Below are 18,524 nucleotides of genomic sequence, written 5' to 3' on the forward strand. Positions count from 1 at the left end.
GAAGACCAGTTTCGAGACAGGATGCCGAATGACAAAATCACAAACCACCCTCCAACAAAATCCCCATGCTGTTCGTGAGGCGCGCGAAAAGAACCTTGAAGTGGCGATTGGACGTCAGGTGCGCGAGTTGCGCAAGCGTCAGCGCATGACGGGCGCGGATCTTGCGGGGCAGGCGGGTCTGTCGGTTGGGATGCTGTCCAAAATCGAAAACGGTGTGATTTCACCCTCTCTGAACACGATTCAAACCCTCGCCAATGCGCTGCGCGTGCCACTGGTTCAACTGTTTTCCGGCTTTGAAGAAGAGCGCGGTTGTATGCATGTGAAAGCGGGCGAGGGTGTTGAAATCGAACGCGCGGGGACACGCGCGGGGCACCAATACAACCTGTTGGGGCATATTGGGTCAAACAACTCCGGCGTTGTCGTTGAACCCTATCTCATTACCTTGGACAACGAGAGCGACCGTTTTCCGGCCTTCCAGCATGAGGGCATCGAGTTGCTCTATATTCTTGAAGGTGTGATCGACTATCGACATGGCGATAAACGGTACATCTTGGAACCGGGTGACTCGCTTTTGTTTGATGCAGATTCGCCGCATGGGCCAGAGGCGCTGATTGAGCTTCCCGCGCGCTATCTTTCGGTCATCACCTACCCCCAACAAAAATGATGCGTTCTAAGGAAGTCTGTTTTTTGTGCGATGGCTGCTGCCCACGCCCTATTTCGCGACATTTCCGGGCGATTATTTCCCAAACAGAAAAACTTGCTCCTGTAGAGAAAAACTTTCTTGATGAGAAATAAGATTTCCCTCTAATCAGATCATAACGGCGATTGGGCCGAAGACTCTGATGGAGGGATATATGTGTGGCATTGTAGGCCTGTTCCTTAAAAAGGACGAACTGCGCCCCAAGCTGGGCGACATGTTAACCGATATGCTGATCACCATGACCGACCGCGGCCCCGATAGTGCAGGGATCGCGATTTATGGTGATGAGACGGGCGGCATCAAAATTACCGTTCAGTCGGATACGCCGGAGACGGCATTTGCCGATCTCGACGCCGATCTCTGCGCGGTAATCGACGGGCCTGTGACGATCAAGTCGATCAGCACGCATGCGGTGCTCACTGTCCCCGCCGGATCGGAAAAAGCAGCGATTGCGTTCCTTGAAAACAAAGGACTGCGCATCATGGGGTCGGGCGAGTCCATGGAAATTTATAAAGAAATCGGCCTGCCCAAAGATGTGGCGGCTCGGTTTAACCTGCGCGAGATGGGTGGCAGCCACGGTATCGGTCACACCCGCATGGCGACTGAATCCGCGGTCACAACGATGGGCGCGCACCCGTTTTCGACCGCAGATGACCAGTGCCTCGTGCACAACGGCTCGCTGTCCAACCACAACCAAATGCGCCGGGTTTTGGCGAAAAAGGGTGTGTTCACACGCTCGGAAAACGACACCGAAGTGGGTGCGGCCTATATCTCCTCACGCATTGCGGACGGCGCGACGCTTGGCGAGGCTTTGGAAGGCACACTGAAGGATCTCGATGGGTTCTTCACCTTTGTGACCGGGACGAAAAACGGCTTTGGCGTTGTGCGCGACCCGATCGCCTGCAAACCCGCCGTGATGGCCGAAACAGACGACTACGTCGCTTTCGCCTCCGAATACCGCGCGTTTGCCGACCTGCCGGGTATTGATGCCGCCCGCGTTTGGGAGCCGGAACCCGCAACTGTATATTTCTGGGAGCGCTAATCCATGACCAACACGCTCGATATGACGCAGACAGAACTGCGCGACATCAACAGCACGCTCCAGGCCGCTGCGAAAGCACAGGCCAATGCGGAATATATCATCACCAATCCGCGCGGCAGCCACGCTATGGCCTGTGGTCTCGATGGTCCGCTTGACGTGACGATCCAAGGGTCTACCGGCTACTACTGTGCTGGCATGAACAAAGAGGCGACGGTCACTGTCAAAGGGTCCGCGGGTCCCGGTGTGGCCGAAAACATGATGTCTGGCACCGTCACCATCGAAGGCGACGCCTCGCAATATGCCGGCGCAACCGGACATGGCGGTCTCTTGAACATCAAAGGCAATGCGTCTTCGCGCTGCGGCATTTCGATGAAGGGCATCGACATTGTCGTGCATGGCAACATCGGCCACATGTCTGCGTTTATGGCGCAAAAGGGCAACCTTGTGGTGCTGGGCAACGCAGGTGACGCACTTGGCGACAGCCTGTATGAAGCGCGGCTTTTTGTGCGTGGGACCGTGAAATCACTCGGCGCCGATTGCATCGAAAAAGAGATGCGCCCGGAACACATCGAAATCCTCAAAGAGCTTCTTGAAAAAGCGGGTGCCGATGCAAAGCCCGAAGAGTTCAAGCGCTACGGTTCCGCCCGCAAACTCTACAATTTCAACATTGACCACGCAGACGAATACTGAGGAGCGCGACATGGAAAAAACACCACAAACCGAACCGCGCCAGTCGTGGACCTTTTCAAAGGATGTGAATGCTGAAATCCGTCGGGCGGCGGCCACCGGGATTTACGACATCCGGGGCGGTGGCGCGAAACGCCGTGTGCCGCATTTCGATGACCTGCTGTTCATGGGCGCGTCGATGTCGCGTTACCCGCTCGAAGGCTATCGCGAGAAATGTGACACCTCCGTCACCCTCGGTACGCGTTTTGCGAAAAAGCCGATTGAGTTGAAAATCCCGGTGACCATCGCGGGCATGTCCTTTGGTTCTCTGTCGGGTCCGGCAAAAGAGGCGTTGGGCCGCGGCGCAACCCTTGCGGGCACCTCGACCACCACGGGCGACGGCGGCATGACCGAAGAAGAGCGCGGTCATTCCGAGAAACTCGTTTATCAATATTTGCCGTCGCGCTACGGGATGAACCCGGATGATTTGCGCCGCGCCGATGCGATCGAAATCGTGGTGGGCCAAGGCGCAAAGCCCGGCGGCGGCGGGATGCTTTTGGGTCAAAAGATCACCGAACGGGTCGCGGGTATGCGAGATCTTCCGGTCGGTATCGACCAACGCTCCGCCTGTCGCCACCCGGATTGGACCGGTCCGGATGATCTTGAGATTAAAATCCTTGAAATCCGCGAAATCACCAATTGGGAAAAGCCGATTTACATCAAAATTGGTGGCGCGCGTCCCTATTATGACACCGCTTTGGCGGTCAAATCCGGCGCGGATGTGGTGGTTTTGGACGGGATGCAAGGCGGGACCGCCGCCACTCAAGACGTGTTCATCGAACATGTCGGTCAACCCACTTTGGCCTGCATTCGCCCCGCCGTTCAGGCGCTGCAGGATCTGGGGATGCATCGCAAAGTTCAGCTTGTTGTCTCCGGCGGTATTCGCACCGGGGCCGATGTGGCCAAGGCGTTGGCGCTAGGCGCGGATGCGGTGTCCATCGGAACAGCGGCTCTTATTGCTTTGGGGGACAATGACCCGAAATGGGAATCTGAGTACCAAAAACTCGGCACGACCACAGGTGCTTACGATGATTGGCATGAAGGTCGCGATCCGGCTGGTATCACCACCCAAGACCCCGAGTTGATGAAGCGCCTCGACCCGGTCGCAGCCGGTCGTCGTTTGCAAAACTACCTCAATGTCTTGACCTTGGAATGCCAAACACTGGCCCGCGCCTGTGGTCACAACCATGTCCATAACCTTGAGCCAGAGGACCTTTGCGCTCTGACCATGGAAGCTGCCGCAATGGCCCAAGTGCCGCTTGCGGGGACCAATTGGTATCCGGGCAAACCGGGCTTTTGAGCCAGCGATAAAAGGGGAGGGGCCACGTGCCCCTCATCCTGCCAACAGGGACTAGAAAAAAGGACAAGACGATGAGCGTTCTTGCAGATTTCGCCGCAAAGACCGGCGTAAAATATTTCATGATCTCCTATACCGACCTCTTCGGCGGACAGCGGGCCAAGCTCGTGCCCGCGCAGGCGATTGCCGATATGGAAGAAGACGGCGCAGGCTTTGCGGGTTTCGCAACCTGGCTTGATTTGACACCGGCGCACCCCGACATGTTGGCTGTGCCGGACGCCTCCGCCGTGATCCAATTGCCGTGGAAGCCCGATGTCGCGTGGGTGCCCGCCGATTGCATCATGGAAGGCGTGCCCGTTGAACAAGCGCCGCGCAACGTGTTGAAAAAACTCGTGGCCGAAGCGGCTGAAGCGGGCCTGCGGGTTAAAACCGGGATCGAAGCGGAGTTCTTCCTTTTGACGCCTGAGGGCGATCAAATTTCCGACCCTTTCGATACGGCGGCAAAGCCATGTTACGACCAGCAGGCGGTGATGCGCCGCTATGATGTGATTGCGGAAATCTGTGATTACATGTTGGAAATGGGCTGGGGCCCGTATCAAAACGACCACGAAGACGCCAATGGTCAGTTCGAAATGAACTGGGATTTTGACGACGCGCTCGTGACCGCCGACCGCCACAGCTTTTTCAAATTCATGGTAAAGTCCGTGGCCGAAAAGCACGGCTTGCGCGCAACCTTTATGCCGAAACCGATCGAAGGTCTGACCGGAAACGGCTGCCACGCACATATTTCGGTTTGGGATTTGGAGGGAAAAACCAACGCCTTCGCCTCGAAAGATGGCAAGGGGCAAGTGGGCGAAGTTGGCCTCTCTGAGCAGGGCGGTTACTTCCTTGGCGGCATCATGAAACATGCTGAATCCTTGGCTGCGATCACCAACCCGACGGTGAACTCCTACAAACGTATCAGCGCCCCGCGAACCATTTCTGGCGCAACATGGGCCCCGAACTCGGTCACATGGACCGGCAACAACCGCACCCATATGGTGCGCGTACCGGGTCCGGGCCGTTTTGAATTGCGCCTGCCGGATGGCGCAGTGAACCCCTATCTGCTGCAAGCCGTGATCATTGCGGCGGGCCTGTCTGGCATCAACTCCAAAGCCGATCCCGGTCAGCGTTACGACATCGATATGTACGCCGAAGGCCACCTTGTCAAAGACGCGCCGCGTCTGCCTTTGAACCTGCTCGACGCGATCCGCGCCTATGAAGAAGATGAAGGGTTGAAAGCCATGATGGGGACCAGTTTCTCGGCCTCCTATTCCAAGATGAAGATGCAGGAATGGAATTCCTTCGTCTCCCACTTCTCGCGTTGGGAGCGCGAGAACACGCTTGATATCTAAGCGTTTTCCTCTTCCCAGTTTCCTTGGCGGCCCCTTCGGGGGTCGCCTTTTTGTCAGCTCCTGCGCAGCGCCGAGGGCGGTTGACCAAACTGGCGGCGGAAGCTTTCGGAAAAATGCGCCTGACTGACAAATCCAGTCATCATCGCGATCTCATGAATACGCAGCTGGGACTGGCGCAGCAAATCCCGCGCCGTTTCCAGGCGAATGTCGCGATAGGTCTCCATGACCGAACTGCCGAGGCTTTCGGAGAATTGGCGCTGCAATTGTCGCGAAGAAAGTCCCGATAAGTCAGAAAGTTGAGAGATGTCGAGCGGATCGGCGATATGGGATTCCATCAATTCAATCGCGGCCAAGACCGGCGTGGGCAAGGCACCATATCGCGCCATGATGCTGGCCTGTTGCGGTGCTTCAGACCGGCGCACTTCGGTTTGAATAAACCAGTCGCTGATCCGTTGCGCAAAGCCGACCCCGTGATCACGCGAAATGATCGCGTGCATCATGTCCAGCGGCGCAGTTCCCCCGGCACAGGTGTAGCGGTCCCGGTCAATCACGAACAATCTGCGCTCAAGCAAAAGCTTTGGGAACAGCCTTTGAATATCCTCATAGTGATGCCAATGCAGCGTGAAACGACGATTGTCCAAAAGTCCGGCCTTGGCCAAAATTGCCGCCCCGCCAGAAATACCCCCAAGTGCTGAGCCTGCGCGCGAAACACGCCGCAACCATGTCTCTAATTCAGGATCGTTGACGGATAAAGGGTCACCGCCTGCAACCACAAACACGAGATCGAAATCGGTGCCCGCCGCGTGTAGTGGCGTTGCCGTAAACATGCTTCCGGCGGAGGAGTGCACCGCCGTATTTCGGGGTGACAAAACCTGAATATTGTAGAGCGGTTCGGAGCCAAAAAGATTGGCCGCGCGCAACGGTTCAAGGGCCGCTGCCGTGGACATAAGAGCATGGCCTTCGAGCAAGACGAATCCGATTTTCCTCATGCGCTCACTGCCCAGTGTTTTGTCCTTAGTAAGAAAATAAATGTCTTTTAACGAAAAGAATAGGGGAAATTTACGAGGTACAACAATCTTACCCGAATGGAGCGATACGCATGAAATTCTCCGGATTTAAGGTCATCAAAGAGGCTCTGACAGGTCACAAAGGCTGGACGCCCTTATGGCGCGATCCCGAGCCGCAATCAGCCTATGACATTATCATTGTCGGCGGTGGTGGGCATGGGCTTGCCACAGCCTTTTATCTTGCCAAAACCTTTGGACAGGCGCGGATTGCGGTGCTTGAAAAGGGGTGGCTCGGGTCGGGCAATATTGGCCGGAACACCACCATCATTCGCTCCAATTACCTCTTGCCGGGCAATGAACCATTCTACGAATTCTCAATGAAACTCTGGGAAAAACTGGAACAAGAAACCAATTTCAATTCCATGGTCAGTCAGCGCGGGATCATCAACTTGATCCACACCGACGCACAACGTGACGCCTATCGCCGGCGCGGCAATGCGATGCGGTTTGCGGGCGCGGATTCGGTGCTTTTGTCGCGAGAAGAACTGCGTGAGAAAGTACCGTTTTTGAACTACGACAACGCGCGCTTTCCGATCAAAGGCGGCTTGATGCAGCCTCGCGCAGGCACAGCGCGCCACGACGGTGTTGCTTGGGGTTATGCCCGTGGCGCCGACATGCGCGGCGTCGATATCATCCAGAATTGCGAAGTCACCGGGTTTAAAATCGAAGCCGGCAAAGTTTTGGGCGTTGAGACCTCGCGTGGGTTTATCGGCGCGAAAAAGGTCGGTGTGGCTGTGGCAGGTTCGTCCAGCCGCGTCATGTCGATGGCTGGAATGCGCCTGCCGATTGAAAGCCATGTGCTTCAGGCGTTTGTGTCCGAAGGCCTCAAACCGACCATTCCCGGCGTGATTACATTCGGTGCCGGGCATTTTTACATCAGTCAATCTGACAAGGGCGGGCTTGTGTTTGGGGGCGACATCGACGGCTATAACTCCTACGCCCAACGCGGCAATCTTCCGGTGATCGAAGATGTGCTCGAAGGTGGCATGGCGCTTATGCCGATGATCGGCCGCGCCCGCCTTTTGCGCGGCTGGGGCGGTGTGATGGACATGTCGATGGATGGCTCTCCGATTATTGATCGCACCGGGATCGAAGGCCTCTATTTCAACGGCGGCTGGTGTTACGGCGGGTTCAAAGCGACGCCTGCCTCGGGTTATGCCTTCGCACATTTGCTCGCCACCGATCGCCCACATGACACAGCCAGAGCCTACCGTCTTGATCGTTTTGCCAAGGGCTACGTCATTGACGAGCGTGGCGCTGGCGCTCAGCCCAATTTACATTGAGGTCCACAGATGTTGATCCCTCACCCCCTTCTCGGTCTGCGCGATGCTCAGGAGTTCACCTATCTGGGTGACGCAAATCTGATGAACCGACCAGACCCAAACGCCCCTAATGCCGAGGCGATGTTTTGCGACTATGTGTTCTTGCGCGACAACCCGGCGGGGGTTCACCGCGAACTTTGGTATCACGAACAAGGTGACCGCAGTTGGCTTGTCGTCACGCGCAACACGGTGACCCACGAAATTCTCGGCGCAGAGCTCGCCTCTGACGTGGCCTTGGCACACAGAGAGGGATCGAAATGACGCGTTTGTCCGGCGGTCTGATTGACCGGAACACCTCCTTTTCTTTTACCTTCGATAGCAAAACCTACACGGGTCACGAAGGCGACACTTTGGCCTCCGCATTGTTGGCCAATGGGGTGCGCCTTATGGGTCGCAGCTTTAAATACCATCGTCCGCGTGGCGTTGTGGCGGCGGGATCTGAGGAACCCAACGCCATGGTCGAGCTGCGCAGCGGCGCCCGCACAGAACCAAACACGCGCGCCACGGTGGCCGAATTGTATGATGGTCTGGTTGCGAAATCGCAAAACCGTATCGGCTCTTTGGCCTTTGATGCGCTTGGCGTGAACGACTATTTTGCGCCGTTTTTTGCCGCCGGATTTTACTACAAAACTTTCATGTGGCCGCGCGCCTTTTGGGAAAAGCTCTATGAACCGATGATCCGTCGCGCGGCGGGCCTAGGCCGTCTCTCGATGCAAGCCGATCCGGACAGCTACGACAAAGGGTTTTTACATTGCGATGTCTTGGTTATTGGCGCCGGTGCGGCGGGTCTTGCGGCGGCTTTGGCGTCGGCGCGGGCTGGCGCACAGGTCATTCTGTGTGACGAGGATTTCCGCCTTGGTGGCCGTCTTATGACCGAAAGCCATAGGCTTGATGGTGCGCCAGCAACGGATTGGATTTCGAGCCTTGAGGCCGAATTCGAGACGTTTCCGAACCTACGCATCATGCGTCGCACGACGGTGTTTGGGGTCTATGATCACGGGATTTATGGTGCGGTTGAGCGCGTCTCCGACCATGCCGCCGAACCCGGCGATAAGGTGCGTCAGACCCTTTGGCGCATCACCGCGAAACGTGCGATTTTGGCGGCGGGCGCAACCGAACGACACATCCCCTTTGCCGACAACGACCGTCCGGGCGTGATGTTGGGTGCTGCGATGCGGGCCTATGCCAACCGTTGGGCCGTTGCCCCGACCAAATCGGCCAAAGACCCCATCGCGATCTTTACCAATAACGATGACGGTCACCGCACAGCGCTTGATCTGATGTCGAAAAACGTCCCGATTTTGGGTGTGATCGACAGCCGCGAAAATGCGCCGCGCTTTGGCGATTACGACCTCTTCGCGGGGTCAATGGTGACCGGCACCAAAGGCCGTCTTGGCCTCAAAGAAATCGAAATCACCAACGGCGGTACCGCCTCTTGGCATCGCTGTGCTGCACTTGGTGTGTCGGGCGGATGGAACCCGAATGTGCATCTTGCCTCGCACCATCGTGGGCGTCCGGTTTGGGATGATACGCTTTTGAGCTTTGTGCCGGGAGCCGATGGTCCGGCAGGGTTGATTCCGGCTGGCGCATGCGCCGGACTGGGCAGCACCGCAAAGGCACTGGCCGATGGCGCAAAAGCGGCGCGCACCGCCTTGAGTGAATTGGGCATGAAAGCCCCCGACATCGCGCTGCCCGACGCCGAGGACATGCCCGTGTCGCAGGCAGATTTTTGGCATGTGCCCGGCAAAAAACGCGCTTGGGTCGATTTCCAAAATGACGTGACTGTCAAGGACATCGTCTTGGCACACAAAGAAAATATGAAGCCGGTTGAGCATCTGAAACGCTGGACCACCCTTGGCATGGCGACGGATCAAGGCAAAACGTCCAACGTCTCTGCGCTGGCCGTCATGGCGGAACTCACCGGGAAATCCATCCCTCAAACCGGCACAACCATCTTTCGTTCGCCGTACACTGGCGTGTCTCTTTCGGTCTTGGGGGGCGGTGATACGGGTGTTAATTTCCGCCCGCGCCGCCTGACCCCGACCCACACATGGGCCAAATCGCAAGGCGCTGAATTTGTCGAAGTCGGCCAATGGATGCGGGCGCAGTATTTCCCGCAAGCGGGTGAGACGGATTGGCGTGAAAGCGTTGATCGCGAAGCCAAAGCCGTGCGCAAGGACGTGGGTCTGTGTGATGTGACCACGCTGGGCAAAGTGGACGTGCAGGGCGCGGATGCGGGCGAATTCCTCAACCGGATGTATTCGAACATGATGGGCACTGTCGCTGTTGGCAAAGTGCGTTATGGTCTGATGCTGCGCGAAGACGGGTTTGCCTATGACGACGGCACCTGTGCGCGACTGGGTGAGGACCATTATGTGGTGACCACCACGACTGCGAACGCCGGGCTGGTGTATCGCAATATGGAATTCGCGCGGCAATGCCTCTGGCCAGAACTTGATGTTCAATTGATTTCCACAACTGACGCTTGGGCGCAGATCGCCATTGCGGGTCCGAAATCTCGGCTACTCTTGGAGCGTGTTGTTGACGAGTTTGATCTCTCAAATGACGCCTTCCCCTTTATGGGCTGTGCGAAACTCACGGTCTGCAAAGGTCTGCGGGCGCGGCTGTTCCGGATTTCGTTCTCTGGCGAGTTGGCCTATGAAATTGCGGTCCCGGCCCGCTATGGCAATGCCTTGATGGCGCGGCTGATGGAGCTTGGCTCCGATCTGGGTGTCACGCCTTATGGCACCGAAGCCTTGGGCGTGTTGCGGATCGAAAAAGGTCATGCGGCTGGGGCGGAACTCAACGGTCAAACCACAGCCAAGATGCTGGGTTTGGGTCGCATGGTCTCAGTGAAAAAGGACTCGATTGGCGCGGTGATGTCGCGTCGTGAGGGCCTTGCAAGTGATGCGCGCCGCCTTGTTGGGCTGCTACCTGTTGGCTCAACAGAACGCTTGATGGCCGGGTCGCACCTCTTCGCCCAAGGGGCGGCACAGACCATTGAAACGGATCAGGGTTGGGTCACCTCAGCCTGCTATTCACCCCATGTCGGTGGTTATATCGGCCTTGGCTATCTTGAGAATGGGGACACGCGGATGAATGAGGAAATTATCGCCGCCAACCCGGTTGAGGGCAGTGAAATGCGCCTGCGCGTTGTGCCCGCCCATTTCGTTGATCCAGAAGGGGAGCGGCTCCGTGACTGATCTTACACCCATCACCGCCTTGGGCGGAACCATAGCCCGCGTTGAAACTTATGGCGCGCTGAGCTTGACCGAAAACCCGGCTATGGCGCTTGCGTCACTTGCTTTGCGTAAGGGGCAATCGGTCCCATCTCCCTTTGGGATGACATTGCCTGAACCCGGGAAATGGACCAAATCAGGCGCGATTGGGGTCTATTGGATGGCAAAAGATCAATGGATGGTCGAGGCCGAAGGCCGCGCCGAGGAAGATTTTGCGCGGGTTTTGAAGGTCGAAGTGCCCGAGGCCTCTGTGACCGAACAGACCGACGGTTGGGCTGCGATTGAAATCACCTCATCAAAAGGGGCTGCCCCGATCAAAGCGCTGCTTGAGAAGCTCGTGAACCTTGATGCGGCGGCTTTCACCCACGGGGCGGCTCTACGCACCGGGCTTGAACATATGAGCGTTTTCCTAATCCGTCGGGCCGAAGATCGGCTGGCGGTTTGGGGGATGCGCTCATCGACTGAAACGCTGTGGCACGCCCTCGTGGTGGCTGCGCGCCGATTGGAGGACATTTGATGTCTGCACAACTCATCGACGGCAAAGCCTTTGCCGCCACCGTGCGTGAAAAAGTTGCGACACAGGTGGAAAAACTCAAAGAGGTTCATGGCATCACGCCGGGATTGGCTGTGGTCTTGGTCGGCGAAGATCCGGCCTCCGAAGTTTATGTGCGCAACAAGGGCAAACAGACCCTTGAATGCGGCATGAATTCTTATGAACACAAGCTTTCGTCAGACACGTCTGAGGCGGATTTGCTGACCCTGATCGAGACTTTGAACGCTGATCCTGCGGTGCATGGCATTTTGGTACAACTGCCGTTGCCGGACCATCTCGACAGCGATCTGGTGATCAATGCGATTGACCCGGCGAAGGATGTGGACGGGTTTCATATTTCCAATGTCGGACTTTTGGCCACCGGGCAAAAAGCGATGGTGCCTTGCACGCCGCTGGGCTGTTTGATGATGCTGCGTGACCATTACGGTAGCCTGTCTGGCCTGAACGCTGTCGTGGTTGGACGGTCCAACATCGTGGGTAAACCGATGGCGCAACTTTTGCTGCGCGATAGTTGCACCGTGACCATCGCGCACAGCCGCACGAAAGACATTGCCGAGGTGTGTCGCGGCGCGGACATCCTTGTTGCCGCTGTGGGGCGTCCCGAAATGATCCCCGGAAACTGGGTTAAACCGGGCGCGACCGTGATTGATGTGGGCATCAACCGGATTGAGCGCGATGGCAAACGCAAACTTGTAGGTGACGTGGATTTTGCCAGTGCTGTTGAGGTCGCTGGAGTCATCACGCCGGTGCCCGGTGGTGTTGGTCCGATGACCATTGCCTGCCTTCTTGCCAATACACTGACTGCATGTTGTCGCGCGCATGATCTGCCCGAACCCAGCGATCTGACGGCTTGATTTAGAAAAATAAGAGACGAACCGAAAACCCGCAGGGGCGAGGTTCGCGATCCAACAGGAGACCCTGATGACCAAATATTGCCTCACCGTAACCTGCCCCACGTCACGCGGCATTGTCGCGGCCATTTCCACGTTTCTGTCCGATATGGGGTGTAACATCACTGACAGTTCGCAGTTTGACGACGTGGAAACCGGAAAGTTTTTCATGCGCGTCAGCTTCGTCTCCGAGGACGGGTTTGATGATGTGGCGCTTGCAAAGGATTTTCACGACATCGCCAAATCTTTTGGCATGACCTACGCTTTCCACGATGAGAGCGAAAAGATGAAAGTCGTGATCATGGTGTCGCGGTTTGGTCATTGCCTCAACGATCTGCTTTATCGCTGGCGCATTGGTGCCTTGCCGATTGAGATCGTTGCGGTCATTTCAAATCATATGGAATATCAAAAGGTTGTCGTCAATCACGACATCCCGTTCCATTGCATTCCGGTGACCAAAGAAAACAAACCCGTGGCGGAAGCGGCGATTATGCAAGTGGTGGAAGACACTGGCGCCGAACTGATCGTTTTGGCGCGCTACATGCAGATTCTTTCTGATGCGATGTGCCAGAAAATGTCAGGTCGGATCATCAACATCCACCATTCGTTCCTGCCATCGTTTAAGGGTGCGAACCCGTATAAACAGGCGTTTGAGCGGGGGGTGAAACTGATCGGAGCGACGGCGCATTATGTCACCGCCGATCTGGACGAAGGTCCGATCATCGAACAGGACATCGTTCGTATCACTCACGCCCAATCGGCGGCGGATTATGTGTCGCTTGGCCGTGATGTGGAGAGCCAGGCGCTTGCCCGTGCGATTCATGCCCACGCCAATCATCGCGTGTTTCAAAATGGCAATAAAACCGTGGTTTTCCCGGCAAGCCCCGGCTCCTATTCTTCCGAACGGATGGGCTAACAACCTCATCACCCCATGGTCTCTTGGGGCATCATGCGAGCCCTAAGAGATCAAAACATGCCCCGCCTCTCTCCCCTGAGCGTGGGGCATGCGTTCTTGGTCTGGATTTCGCCTCAGTGAAGGCGTTATCTTGTACCGCGTCTCAATCGACGCGGCCAAAGGACCAAAACGTGACAAACTCTCCCAAAGCATCGACCTTGACCGGACTGGCGCATTCTTTGCCCGGTGCCACCGTGCGTTATGTGATTGACACGTTGAGCACACGCATTGCGGCACAGGAATTTGCGCTCGATGAACGCTTGCCCTCCGAGCGGCAATTGTCGCAGGATTTGGGCGTGGCACGCAACACCGTGCGGGAGGCGTTAGACCACCTTGAATTGCGTGGAATGATTCGCCGACGGGCGGGGTCCGGGTCGTTTGTGACCTTCAATCCGGGCGGATCGAGCCAAGCGCTCTCAACTGTTGCCGCAGAGACAGGCCCTTTACATCTTCAGGCGGTGCGCGGGATTTTTGAACCTGAAATGGTGCGCCTCGCGATCATCTCCATGTCCCCGAAACAGATCGACGCCCTGTCCGAAGTTTTGTCACAAATGGAAGCGGTTCAAGCGGATGCGCTGGCCTTTGTTCGCCTTGAAGAAGAGTTTCACCGGATGATTGCCGTAGGTACGGGCAATCCGCTGTTGGTAGCCTGCTACAATCTGGTGATTGATGCGCGTCGTCAGGCTTTTCGCGCCGCGATGTACCGTCGTCATCTGACGCCCGCGCGCATTGCCACTTACCAGCGTGGCTACAACGGGTTGTTCAATGCCATCGCGGCGCGCGACATCGAAGAGGCCACAGAATTCATGAAACTCTCTTTGATCGAAGACCAAAAACTTTTGCTGCAAGACGAATAATTGGTTCCCTGAGTGGCCTGAATGAAGTGGCCTGAATGCGTGCCGCAGAAGGGTCTTTTTGATCCGCCTATTGCCATTAAGACCGTGCCGCTCGTGGCCTCTTTGGGCGAATTCCTTGCGCATTTTCGGATCGAAAGTGCGCCAACATGGGATTCGCACGTTTCCCTTTATTTGTTGGCTCTCCTTGTTCACAGCTCCCATGTTTTTGTGGGCTGCGTAATAATTGCCCATTTGAGGGCTGTGGGTGTCCGATTTGTCCTAAAATTTGGGTTTCATGAAATTCCCATGGGGAAAAAATGTTGACCTATAGTGATTGTTTGGCGTGAACTTTGTCCATCCGAGATACCAATTTCGGAATTGGTTCAGGCCAAAACAGGGCTGACCCTTCAATAACGACCTCCACAGGACAGGGAGATCTCAAGTGGAACAGGACCTTGCATCTTTGGCCGCCGCAGTGGCGGAACTCAAAGGCAGCGTAGCCGCAACGAACGGCACGTTTTCCGAGACTTTTTACTTTTTGACGATCCCGCTCATGGTGCTCATCCATGCCGGGTTCCTCGCATATGAAATGGGCGCATCGCGTTCGAAAAACGCATTGGCATCCGGGATCAAAAACATCCTCGCCTTCGCGCTGATCGTGCCTTTTTTCTATTTTATCGGCTGGTGGATCTATTGGGCGTTCCCGACAGGTCTTTCGCTGTCTGAAGGTGCGATGGGCATCTCTGGGCTGGCCTACGCCAATGACGTGGCTCTGCCATGGAGCCAATACATGGGGCCAAACCTTGATGACCGCTCTTCTGGCGTGTTCTGGGGGGCGTTCGTGCTGTTTGCGGCGACCACCGCGTCCATCCTTTCGGGCGGCGTGATTGAGCGGATCAAACTCACTGGCTTTGTGGTTTTGGCGATTGTTTTGGGATCCTTTGTTTGGATTCTTGCCGCCGCTTGGGGTTGGCACGCAGATGGTTGGCTCGTCACCAAATTCGGCTACCATGACTTTGGCGCCGCAGGTGTCGTTCACATGATCGCGGGGTTTTTCTCCCTCGGTGTGATCATCAATCTCGGCCCGCGGATTGGCAAATTCAACGCCGATGGCTCTGCTAACAACATCCCCGGTCACTCGATGCCAATGACCTTGATCGGTCTGATGCTGATCATCGCGGGCTTTTGGGGCTTCCTCATGGGCTGTGTCATCGTTCCGGGCGAAGCCTGGTCTTGGGGTACCGAAATCGAAGCCACGATCTATGGCACTCCAATGACAATCTCCGGCATGACCTTCAACACGTTGATGGGCTTCTCTGGCGGTATTGTTGGTGCCTGGATGATCACACGCGATCCGTTCTGGATGATGTCCGGCGCGCTTGGTGGGATCATTTCCTGTGCGGCGGGTCTCGACCTTTGGTATCCGCCCATGGCCTTTGCCATCGGTTTCATCGGCGCAGTTGCGATGCCGTTTGTCGCTTCCTTCATCGAGAAACGCGGCATCGACGACGCTGTGGGCGCCTTTGCAGTGCATGGCTTCTTAGGCATGTGGGGTTTGCTTGCAGTTGGTATTGCGGCTCAGGGCTATCCGGCTTTGTTCGGTGAAGATGTCATCGAGACCTCATTTATGGGTCAGCTCGTTGGTGTCGTTGTCATGGGTGCTTTGGGCTTTGTCCCGGGCTACGTGATCTCTTGGCTTTTGAAAGTGACCGGCCAACTCCGCGTCCCGAAAGAGGCAGAACTCCTTGGTCTCGACGCCGTCAAAGTTCCGGCTTCCGCCTATCCCGAAGCCATTCATCCCTCTGTCAGCCCTGCTGAATAACGCAGGGATCAGGAAAGGAAATATCAATGGAAGCTCCTTTTGAAGCCACAAGCTGGGACGGGATCACCGGCGCCATCTATGCCGGATACGGCAGCGTTGAAGGTCTTTGGCTTGCACTCGTTCTTGCCATGGTGGTGGTCGCCGTCGTGCTTGGCTGGCGTCACGAAAAACACGCCTACAATGCGGTCAAGTCCAAGGACTGATCTTGTCGACATCGGCACAATCCGGGCGGCGGTTCTCTGTCGCCCGGTTTCAAAATCAAAAAGACAAAGCAATCTAAAGGACACGTTTCATGACCGCATCATGGAGATTTTCGGCGCTGGCAGACCGGCATCGTGCGCTGGGCTCAAACCTCGAAGACTGGAGCGGAATGGGCACCGCTTGGACCTATGACAAGGACCAGACGGAAGAATACCTCGCCATTCGGACCAAGGCCGGCGTCATGGATGTTTCGGGCCTGAAAAAGGTCCACCTCATGGGGCCGCACGCGCAATATGTGATCGACAAAGCGACCACCCGTGACATTGAAAAACTCAAACCGGGTCGTTCGACCTATGCGACTATGCTCAACGATGTGGGCAAATTTGTCGACGATTGCGTGATTTACCGTATGGGCCCGCATAGCTTTATGGTGGTGCATGGCTCCGGTGCAGGGCATGAGCAACTGTCAAAATATGCCGCAGGCCGCAATGTCATGATGATGTTTGACGATGATCTGCACGACATTTCTCTTCAGGGGCCGATGGCCGTCGATTATCTTGAAAAACACGTTCCGGGCATCCGCGATGTTGTTTATTTCAGCCACATCCAAACCACGTTGTTTGGCAAACCTGTGATGATTTCGCGCACGGGCTATACCGGCGAGCGCGGCTATGAAATCTTTTGCCGCCGTCAGGATGCTGTGGAAATTTGGGACACGATCGTCTCTGAGGGTGCCGAGATGGGCATCATCCCCTCGCGCTTCACCACGCTCGATCTGTTGCGGGCCGAAAGCTATCTGTTGTTCTTCCCCTATGACAACTCGGAAATGTACCCGTTTGAGGACGAGGCCGCAGGCGACACTTTATGGGAGCTTGGTCTTGAGTTCACCGTCTCTAAAGGCAAAACCGGGTTCCGCGGAGCCGAGGAACATTATCGTTTGCAAGGCAAAGAGCGGTTCAAAATCTACGGGGTGAAACTTGAGGGCACCACGCCAGCCGCCGAAGGTGCGCCGCTTTTGCAAGATGGCAAGCCCGTCGGCGTTGTCACCATCGGCATGTATTCTCCGCTCAACGAACACAACGTCGGTATCGCACGGATGCCCGTTGAGTGCGCTGTCGATGGCACCAAGCTGACAGTTCAGAATCCGGACGGCGAAATCGCGGCCATCGCTCATTCGATGCCTTTCTATGACGTCGATAAAAAGCGGCGCACCGCCAAGGGGTAATCGCCTGTCACACACCCGGGGCAGGGCGCGGTAAAGCGCCCGCACCGATCCGACAACAGGACCAAAACAATGCCGAACACTTCTTTTTCACCCTCAATCGAAAGCCGCCCCACCTATGCGGGACTCGTGCCACAAGGCTCTGCTCCGTCGATCATGATCGCGGATGCCGAGGGCGCCGAAGCGATCATGGATCTCGCGGAACGGGACGCTGCTGTGCTCGATCAAGCGCATCTGATTTACATCCCAAAAGGGGCTAAATTCGGCTCTAAACTGGCCGAACTCGGTGCTAAGGGTTATCATGAAGAGGCGTCTTTGGACGCGGCGATGGCCCTGATCAACCGGCTCTTAGGGTCCGCCCATATGGGGACTCAGCTTTACCTCGCGGGATCAGAGGGGATGATGGGGCGCGTTTCGGCGCTGGCTTTGTCGCTTGGTCTGCCGCTGGACGCGATCCAGATGGAACATCGCGGCTCCATTGGGCGACCAATGCAATGCGTCCATTGCAAAGGTGTGACCCAAGACGTCACCACCGATCCGTTTACCTGCTCTCATTGCGGGCTGACCCTGTTTGTGCGGGACCATTTTTCCCGCCGGCTTGGTGTATTTCAGGCCGTTTGCGTCGATGCGGAAACCCCCGGCGTTGTTCCTGAAATACAGGAGATCACAGCATGAGCAAACAGATGATGCTTGAGGTCACCGAGGTCGAGCCTCTCACCCCGCTTGTGACCCGATTCCGCTTTGAACACCCTGAAAAAGCCCCCTTGCCGATCTTTTCCGGCGGCGCACATGTGGTCGTCGAAATGCCCGATGGCGAAATGCTTAGGCGCAATGCCTATTCTCTGATTTCTGATCCCAACGATGCGTCCGGATATGAGATCGCCGTGCGTCGCGAAGAGACAGGTCGTGGTGGCTCGCGCTACATGCACAGCGAGGTCACGCCGGGCACCAGGATGCGTATTTCCGTGCCGACCAACCTGTTTGCACTCGATCCTCGTGCCCGCAAACATGTGTTGATCGCGGGCGGTATCGGCATCACGCCGTTCCTGCCGCATCTGCGTCAACTCGATTTGCTGCAACAGCCCTTTGAGCTGCACTATGCCGCGCGGTCGCGTGACGAGGCCGCTGGGCTGAAACTTCTGCCAAAATCCGCGCGCATTCATGTGCAGATTTCGGACGAGGGCAATCGCATGGATTTGGGTGAAATCCTGACGGGTCAACCGATTGGCACCCATGTTTATGTCTGTGGCCCCGAGGG

The 18,524-nt window shown here is 56.4% G+C and carries 18 protein-coding genes; 17 read left to right on the forward strand and 1 reads right to left on the reverse strand.

What is annotated here, in order from left to right; all coding sequences use genetic code 11:
* The first annotated feature begins 28 nt into the window (after nucleotides 1–28).
* The 5 genes from C8029_RS09455 to glnT all read left to right on the forward strand — a co-directional run bounded on the left by C8029_RS09455 (nucleotide 29) and on the right by glnT (nucleotide 5,159).
* Entirely contained in the window at nucleotides 29–664 is a 636-nt protein-coding gene (locus C8029_RS09455; RefSeq protein WP_009570432.1) for a helix-turn-helix domain-containing protein, read from the forward strand.
* Nucleotides 665–854: 190 nt separating this feature from the next.
* Nucleotides 855–1,742 carry a class II glutamine amidotransferase gene (locus C8029_RS09460; RefSeq protein ID WP_152002807.1) on the forward strand — a complete coding sequence of 296 codons (888 nt, stop codon included), beginning with the start codon at nucleotides 855–857 and terminating at the stop codon, nucleotides 1,740–1,742.
* A gap of 3 nt (nucleotides 1,743–1,745) precedes the next feature.
* Nucleotides 1,746–2,432 (forward strand): GltB/FmdC/FwdC-like GXGXG domain-containing protein, encoded by a 687-nt coding sequence (locus C8029_RS09465; RefSeq protein ID WP_009570434.1) that lies wholly within the window; start codon nucleotides 1,746–1,748, stop codon nucleotides 2,430–2,432.
* Between the two features lie 10 nt (nucleotides 2,433–2,442).
* Nucleotides 2,443–3,768 carry an FMN-binding glutamate synthase family protein gene (locus C8029_RS09470; RefSeq protein WP_009570435.1) on the forward strand — a complete coding sequence of 442 codons (1,326 nt, stop codon included), beginning with the start codon at nucleotides 2,443–2,445 and terminating at the stop codon, nucleotides 3,766–3,768.
* 71 nt (nucleotides 3,769–3,839) lie between these two features.
* The gene (glnT, locus tag C8029_RS09475) at nucleotides 3,840–5,159 is read left to right on the forward strand and encodes a type III glutamate--ammonia ligase (protein ID WP_152002808.1); all 1,320 of its coding nucleotides are present in this window, start codon (nucleotides 3,840–3,842) and stop codon (nucleotides 5,157–5,159) included.
* 53 nt (nucleotides 5,160–5,212) lie between these two features.
* On the opposite strand, the gene C8029_RS09480 is transcribed toward glnT, so the two are convergent.
* Nucleotides 5,213–6,148 carry a GlxA family transcriptional regulator gene (locus C8029_RS09480; protein ID WP_040401738.1) on the reverse strand — a complete coding sequence of 312 codons (936 nt, stop codon included), beginning with the start codon at nucleotides 6,146–6,148 and terminating at the stop codon, nucleotides 5,213–5,215.
* 110 nt (nucleotides 6,149–6,258) lie between these two features.
* Here C8029_RS09480 and C8029_RS09485 point away from each other — a divergent pair, with 110 nt between their 5' ends.
* The 12 genes from C8029_RS09485 to C8029_RS09535 all read left to right on the forward strand — a co-directional run.
* Nucleotides 6,259–7,509: a sarcosine oxidase subunit beta family protein gene (locus tag C8029_RS09485; protein ID WP_009570438.1), complete on the forward strand. Its 1,251-nt coding sequence runs from the start codon at nucleotides 6,259–6,261 to the stop codon at nucleotides 7,507–7,509.
* Nucleotides 7,510–7,518: 9 nt separating this feature from the next.
* Nucleotides 7,519–7,809: a sarcosine oxidase subunit delta gene (locus C8029_RS09490; protein WP_009570439.1), complete on the forward strand. Its 291-nt coding sequence runs from the start codon at nucleotides 7,519–7,521 to the stop codon at nucleotides 7,807–7,809.
* A complete protein-coding gene (locus C8029_RS09495; protein ID WP_009570440.1) occupies nucleotides 7,806–10,751 on the forward strand; it encodes a sarcosine oxidase subunit alpha family protein in 2,946 nt (981 codons plus the stop codon). Before C8029_RS09490 ends, C8029_RS09495 begins: the two co-directional genes overlap by 4 nt.
* A complete protein-coding gene (locus tag C8029_RS09500) occupies nucleotides 10,744–11,304 on the forward strand; it encodes a sarcosine oxidase subunit gamma (RefSeq protein ID WP_009570441.1) in 561 nt (186 codons plus the stop codon). The genes C8029_RS09495 and C8029_RS09500 overlap by 8 nt, the downstream gene beginning before the upstream one ends.
* A complete protein-coding gene (folD, locus tag C8029_RS09505) occupies nucleotides 11,304–12,194 on the forward strand; it encodes a bifunctional methylenetetrahydrofolate dehydrogenase/methenyltetrahydrofolate cyclohydrolase FolD (RefSeq protein WP_009570442.1) in 891 nt (296 codons plus the stop codon). Before C8029_RS09500 ends, folD begins: the two co-directional genes overlap by 1 nt.
* Before the next feature lie 67 nt (nucleotides 12,195–12,261).
* Nucleotides 12,262–13,146: a formyltetrahydrofolate deformylase gene (gene purU, locus C8029_RS09510; RefSeq protein WP_009570443.1), complete on the forward strand. Its 885-nt coding sequence runs from the start codon at nucleotides 12,262–12,264 to the stop codon at nucleotides 13,144–13,146.
* A 170-nt stretch (nucleotides 13,147–13,316) separates the two neighbouring features.
* Nucleotides 13,317–14,042: a FadR/GntR family transcriptional regulator gene (locus tag C8029_RS09515; RefSeq protein WP_009570444.1), complete on the forward strand. Its 726-nt coding sequence runs from the start codon at nucleotides 13,317–13,319 to the stop codon at nucleotides 14,040–14,042.
* A gap of 421 nt (nucleotides 14,043–14,463) precedes the next feature.
* Nucleotides 14,464–15,843: an ammonium transporter gene (locus tag C8029_RS09520; protein WP_009570446.1), complete on the forward strand. Its 1,380-nt coding sequence runs from the start codon at nucleotides 14,464–14,466 to the stop codon at nucleotides 15,841–15,843.
* A 26-nt stretch (nucleotides 15,844–15,869) separates the two neighbouring features.
* Nucleotides 15,870–16,046, forward strand: coding sequence for a hypothetical protein (locus C8029_RS22010; RefSeq protein WP_157789776.1), 177 nt, complete (start codon nucleotides 15,870–15,872; stop codon nucleotides 16,044–16,046).
* 89 nt (nucleotides 16,047–16,135) lie between these two features.
* On the forward strand, nucleotides 16,136–17,269 hold the full coding sequence (locus C8029_RS09525) for an aminomethyl transferase family protein (RefSeq protein ID WP_009570447.1): 1,134 nt from the start codon (nucleotides 16,136–16,138) through the stop codon (nucleotides 17,267–17,269).
* Nucleotides 17,270–17,338: 69 nt separating this feature from the next.
* Nucleotides 17,339–17,941: a dimethylamine monooxygenase subunit DmmA family protein gene (locus tag C8029_RS09530; protein ID WP_009570448.1), complete on the forward strand. Its 603-nt coding sequence runs from the start codon at nucleotides 17,339–17,341 to the stop codon at nucleotides 17,939–17,941.
* The coding region (locus tag C8029_RS09535) for a ferredoxin reductase (protein ID WP_193217628.1) at nucleotides 17,938–18,524 on the forward strand (587 nt) is incomplete at its 3' end. The genes C8029_RS09530 and C8029_RS09535, both read left to right, overlap by 4 nt.

The sequence above is a fragment of the Roseobacter sp. TSBP12 genome (assembly GCF_009129705.1).
In the GTDB taxonomy this organism is placed as follows: Bacteria; Pseudomonadota; Alphaproteobacteria; order Rhodobacterales; family Rhodobacteraceae; genus Celeribacter; species Celeribacter baekdonensis_A.

Coding starts and splice junctions, on each gene's coding strand:
- C8029_RS09455 (WP_009570432.1), top strand. CDS start 29: ATGACAAAATCACAAACCACCCTCCAACAAAATCCCCATGCTGTTCGT.
- C8029_RS09460 (WP_152002807.1), top strand. CDS start 855: ATGTGTGGCATTGTAGGCCTGTTCCTTAAAAAGGACGAACTGCGCCCC.
- C8029_RS09465 (WP_009570434.1), top strand. CDS start 1,746: ATGACCAACACGCTCGATATGACGCAGACAGAACTGCGCGACATCAAC.
- C8029_RS09470 (WP_009570435.1), top strand. CDS start 2,443: ATGGAAAAAACACCACAAACCGAACCGCGCCAGTCGTGGACCTTTTCA.
- glnT (WP_152002808.1), top strand. CDS start 3,840: ATGAGCGTTCTTGCAGATTTCGCCGCAAAGACCGGCGTAAAATATTTC.
- C8029_RS09480 (WP_040401738.1), bottom strand. CDS start 6,148: ATGAGGAAAATCGGATTCGTCTTGCTCGAAGGCCATGCTCTTATGTCC.
- C8029_RS09485 (WP_009570438.1), top strand. CDS start 6,259: ATGAAATTCTCCGGATTTAAGGTCATCAAAGAGGCTCTGACAGGTCAC.
- C8029_RS09490 (WP_009570439.1), top strand. CDS start 7,519: ATGTTGATCCCTCACCCCCTTCTCGGTCTGCGCGATGCTCAGGAGTTC.
- C8029_RS09495 (WP_009570440.1), top strand. CDS start 7,806: ATGACGCGTTTGTCCGGCGGTCTGATTGACCGGAACACCTCCTTTTCT.
- folD (WP_009570442.1), top strand. CDS start 11,304: ATGTCTGCACAACTCATCGACGGCAAAGCCTTTGCCGCCACCGTGCGT.
- purU (WP_009570443.1), top strand. CDS start 12,262: ATGACCAAATATTGCCTCACCGTAACCTGCCCCACGTCACGCGGCATT.
- C8029_RS22010 (WP_157789776.1), top strand. CDS start 15,870: ATGGAAGCTCCTTTTGAAGCCACAAGCTGGGACGGGATCACCGGCGCC.
- C8029_RS09525 (WP_009570447.1), top strand. CDS start 16,136: ATGACCGCATCATGGAGATTTTCGGCGCTGGCAGACCGGCATCGTGCG.
- C8029_RS09530 (WP_009570448.1), top strand. CDS start 17,339: ATGCCGAACACTTCTTTTTCACCCTCAATCGAAAGCCGCCCCACCTAT.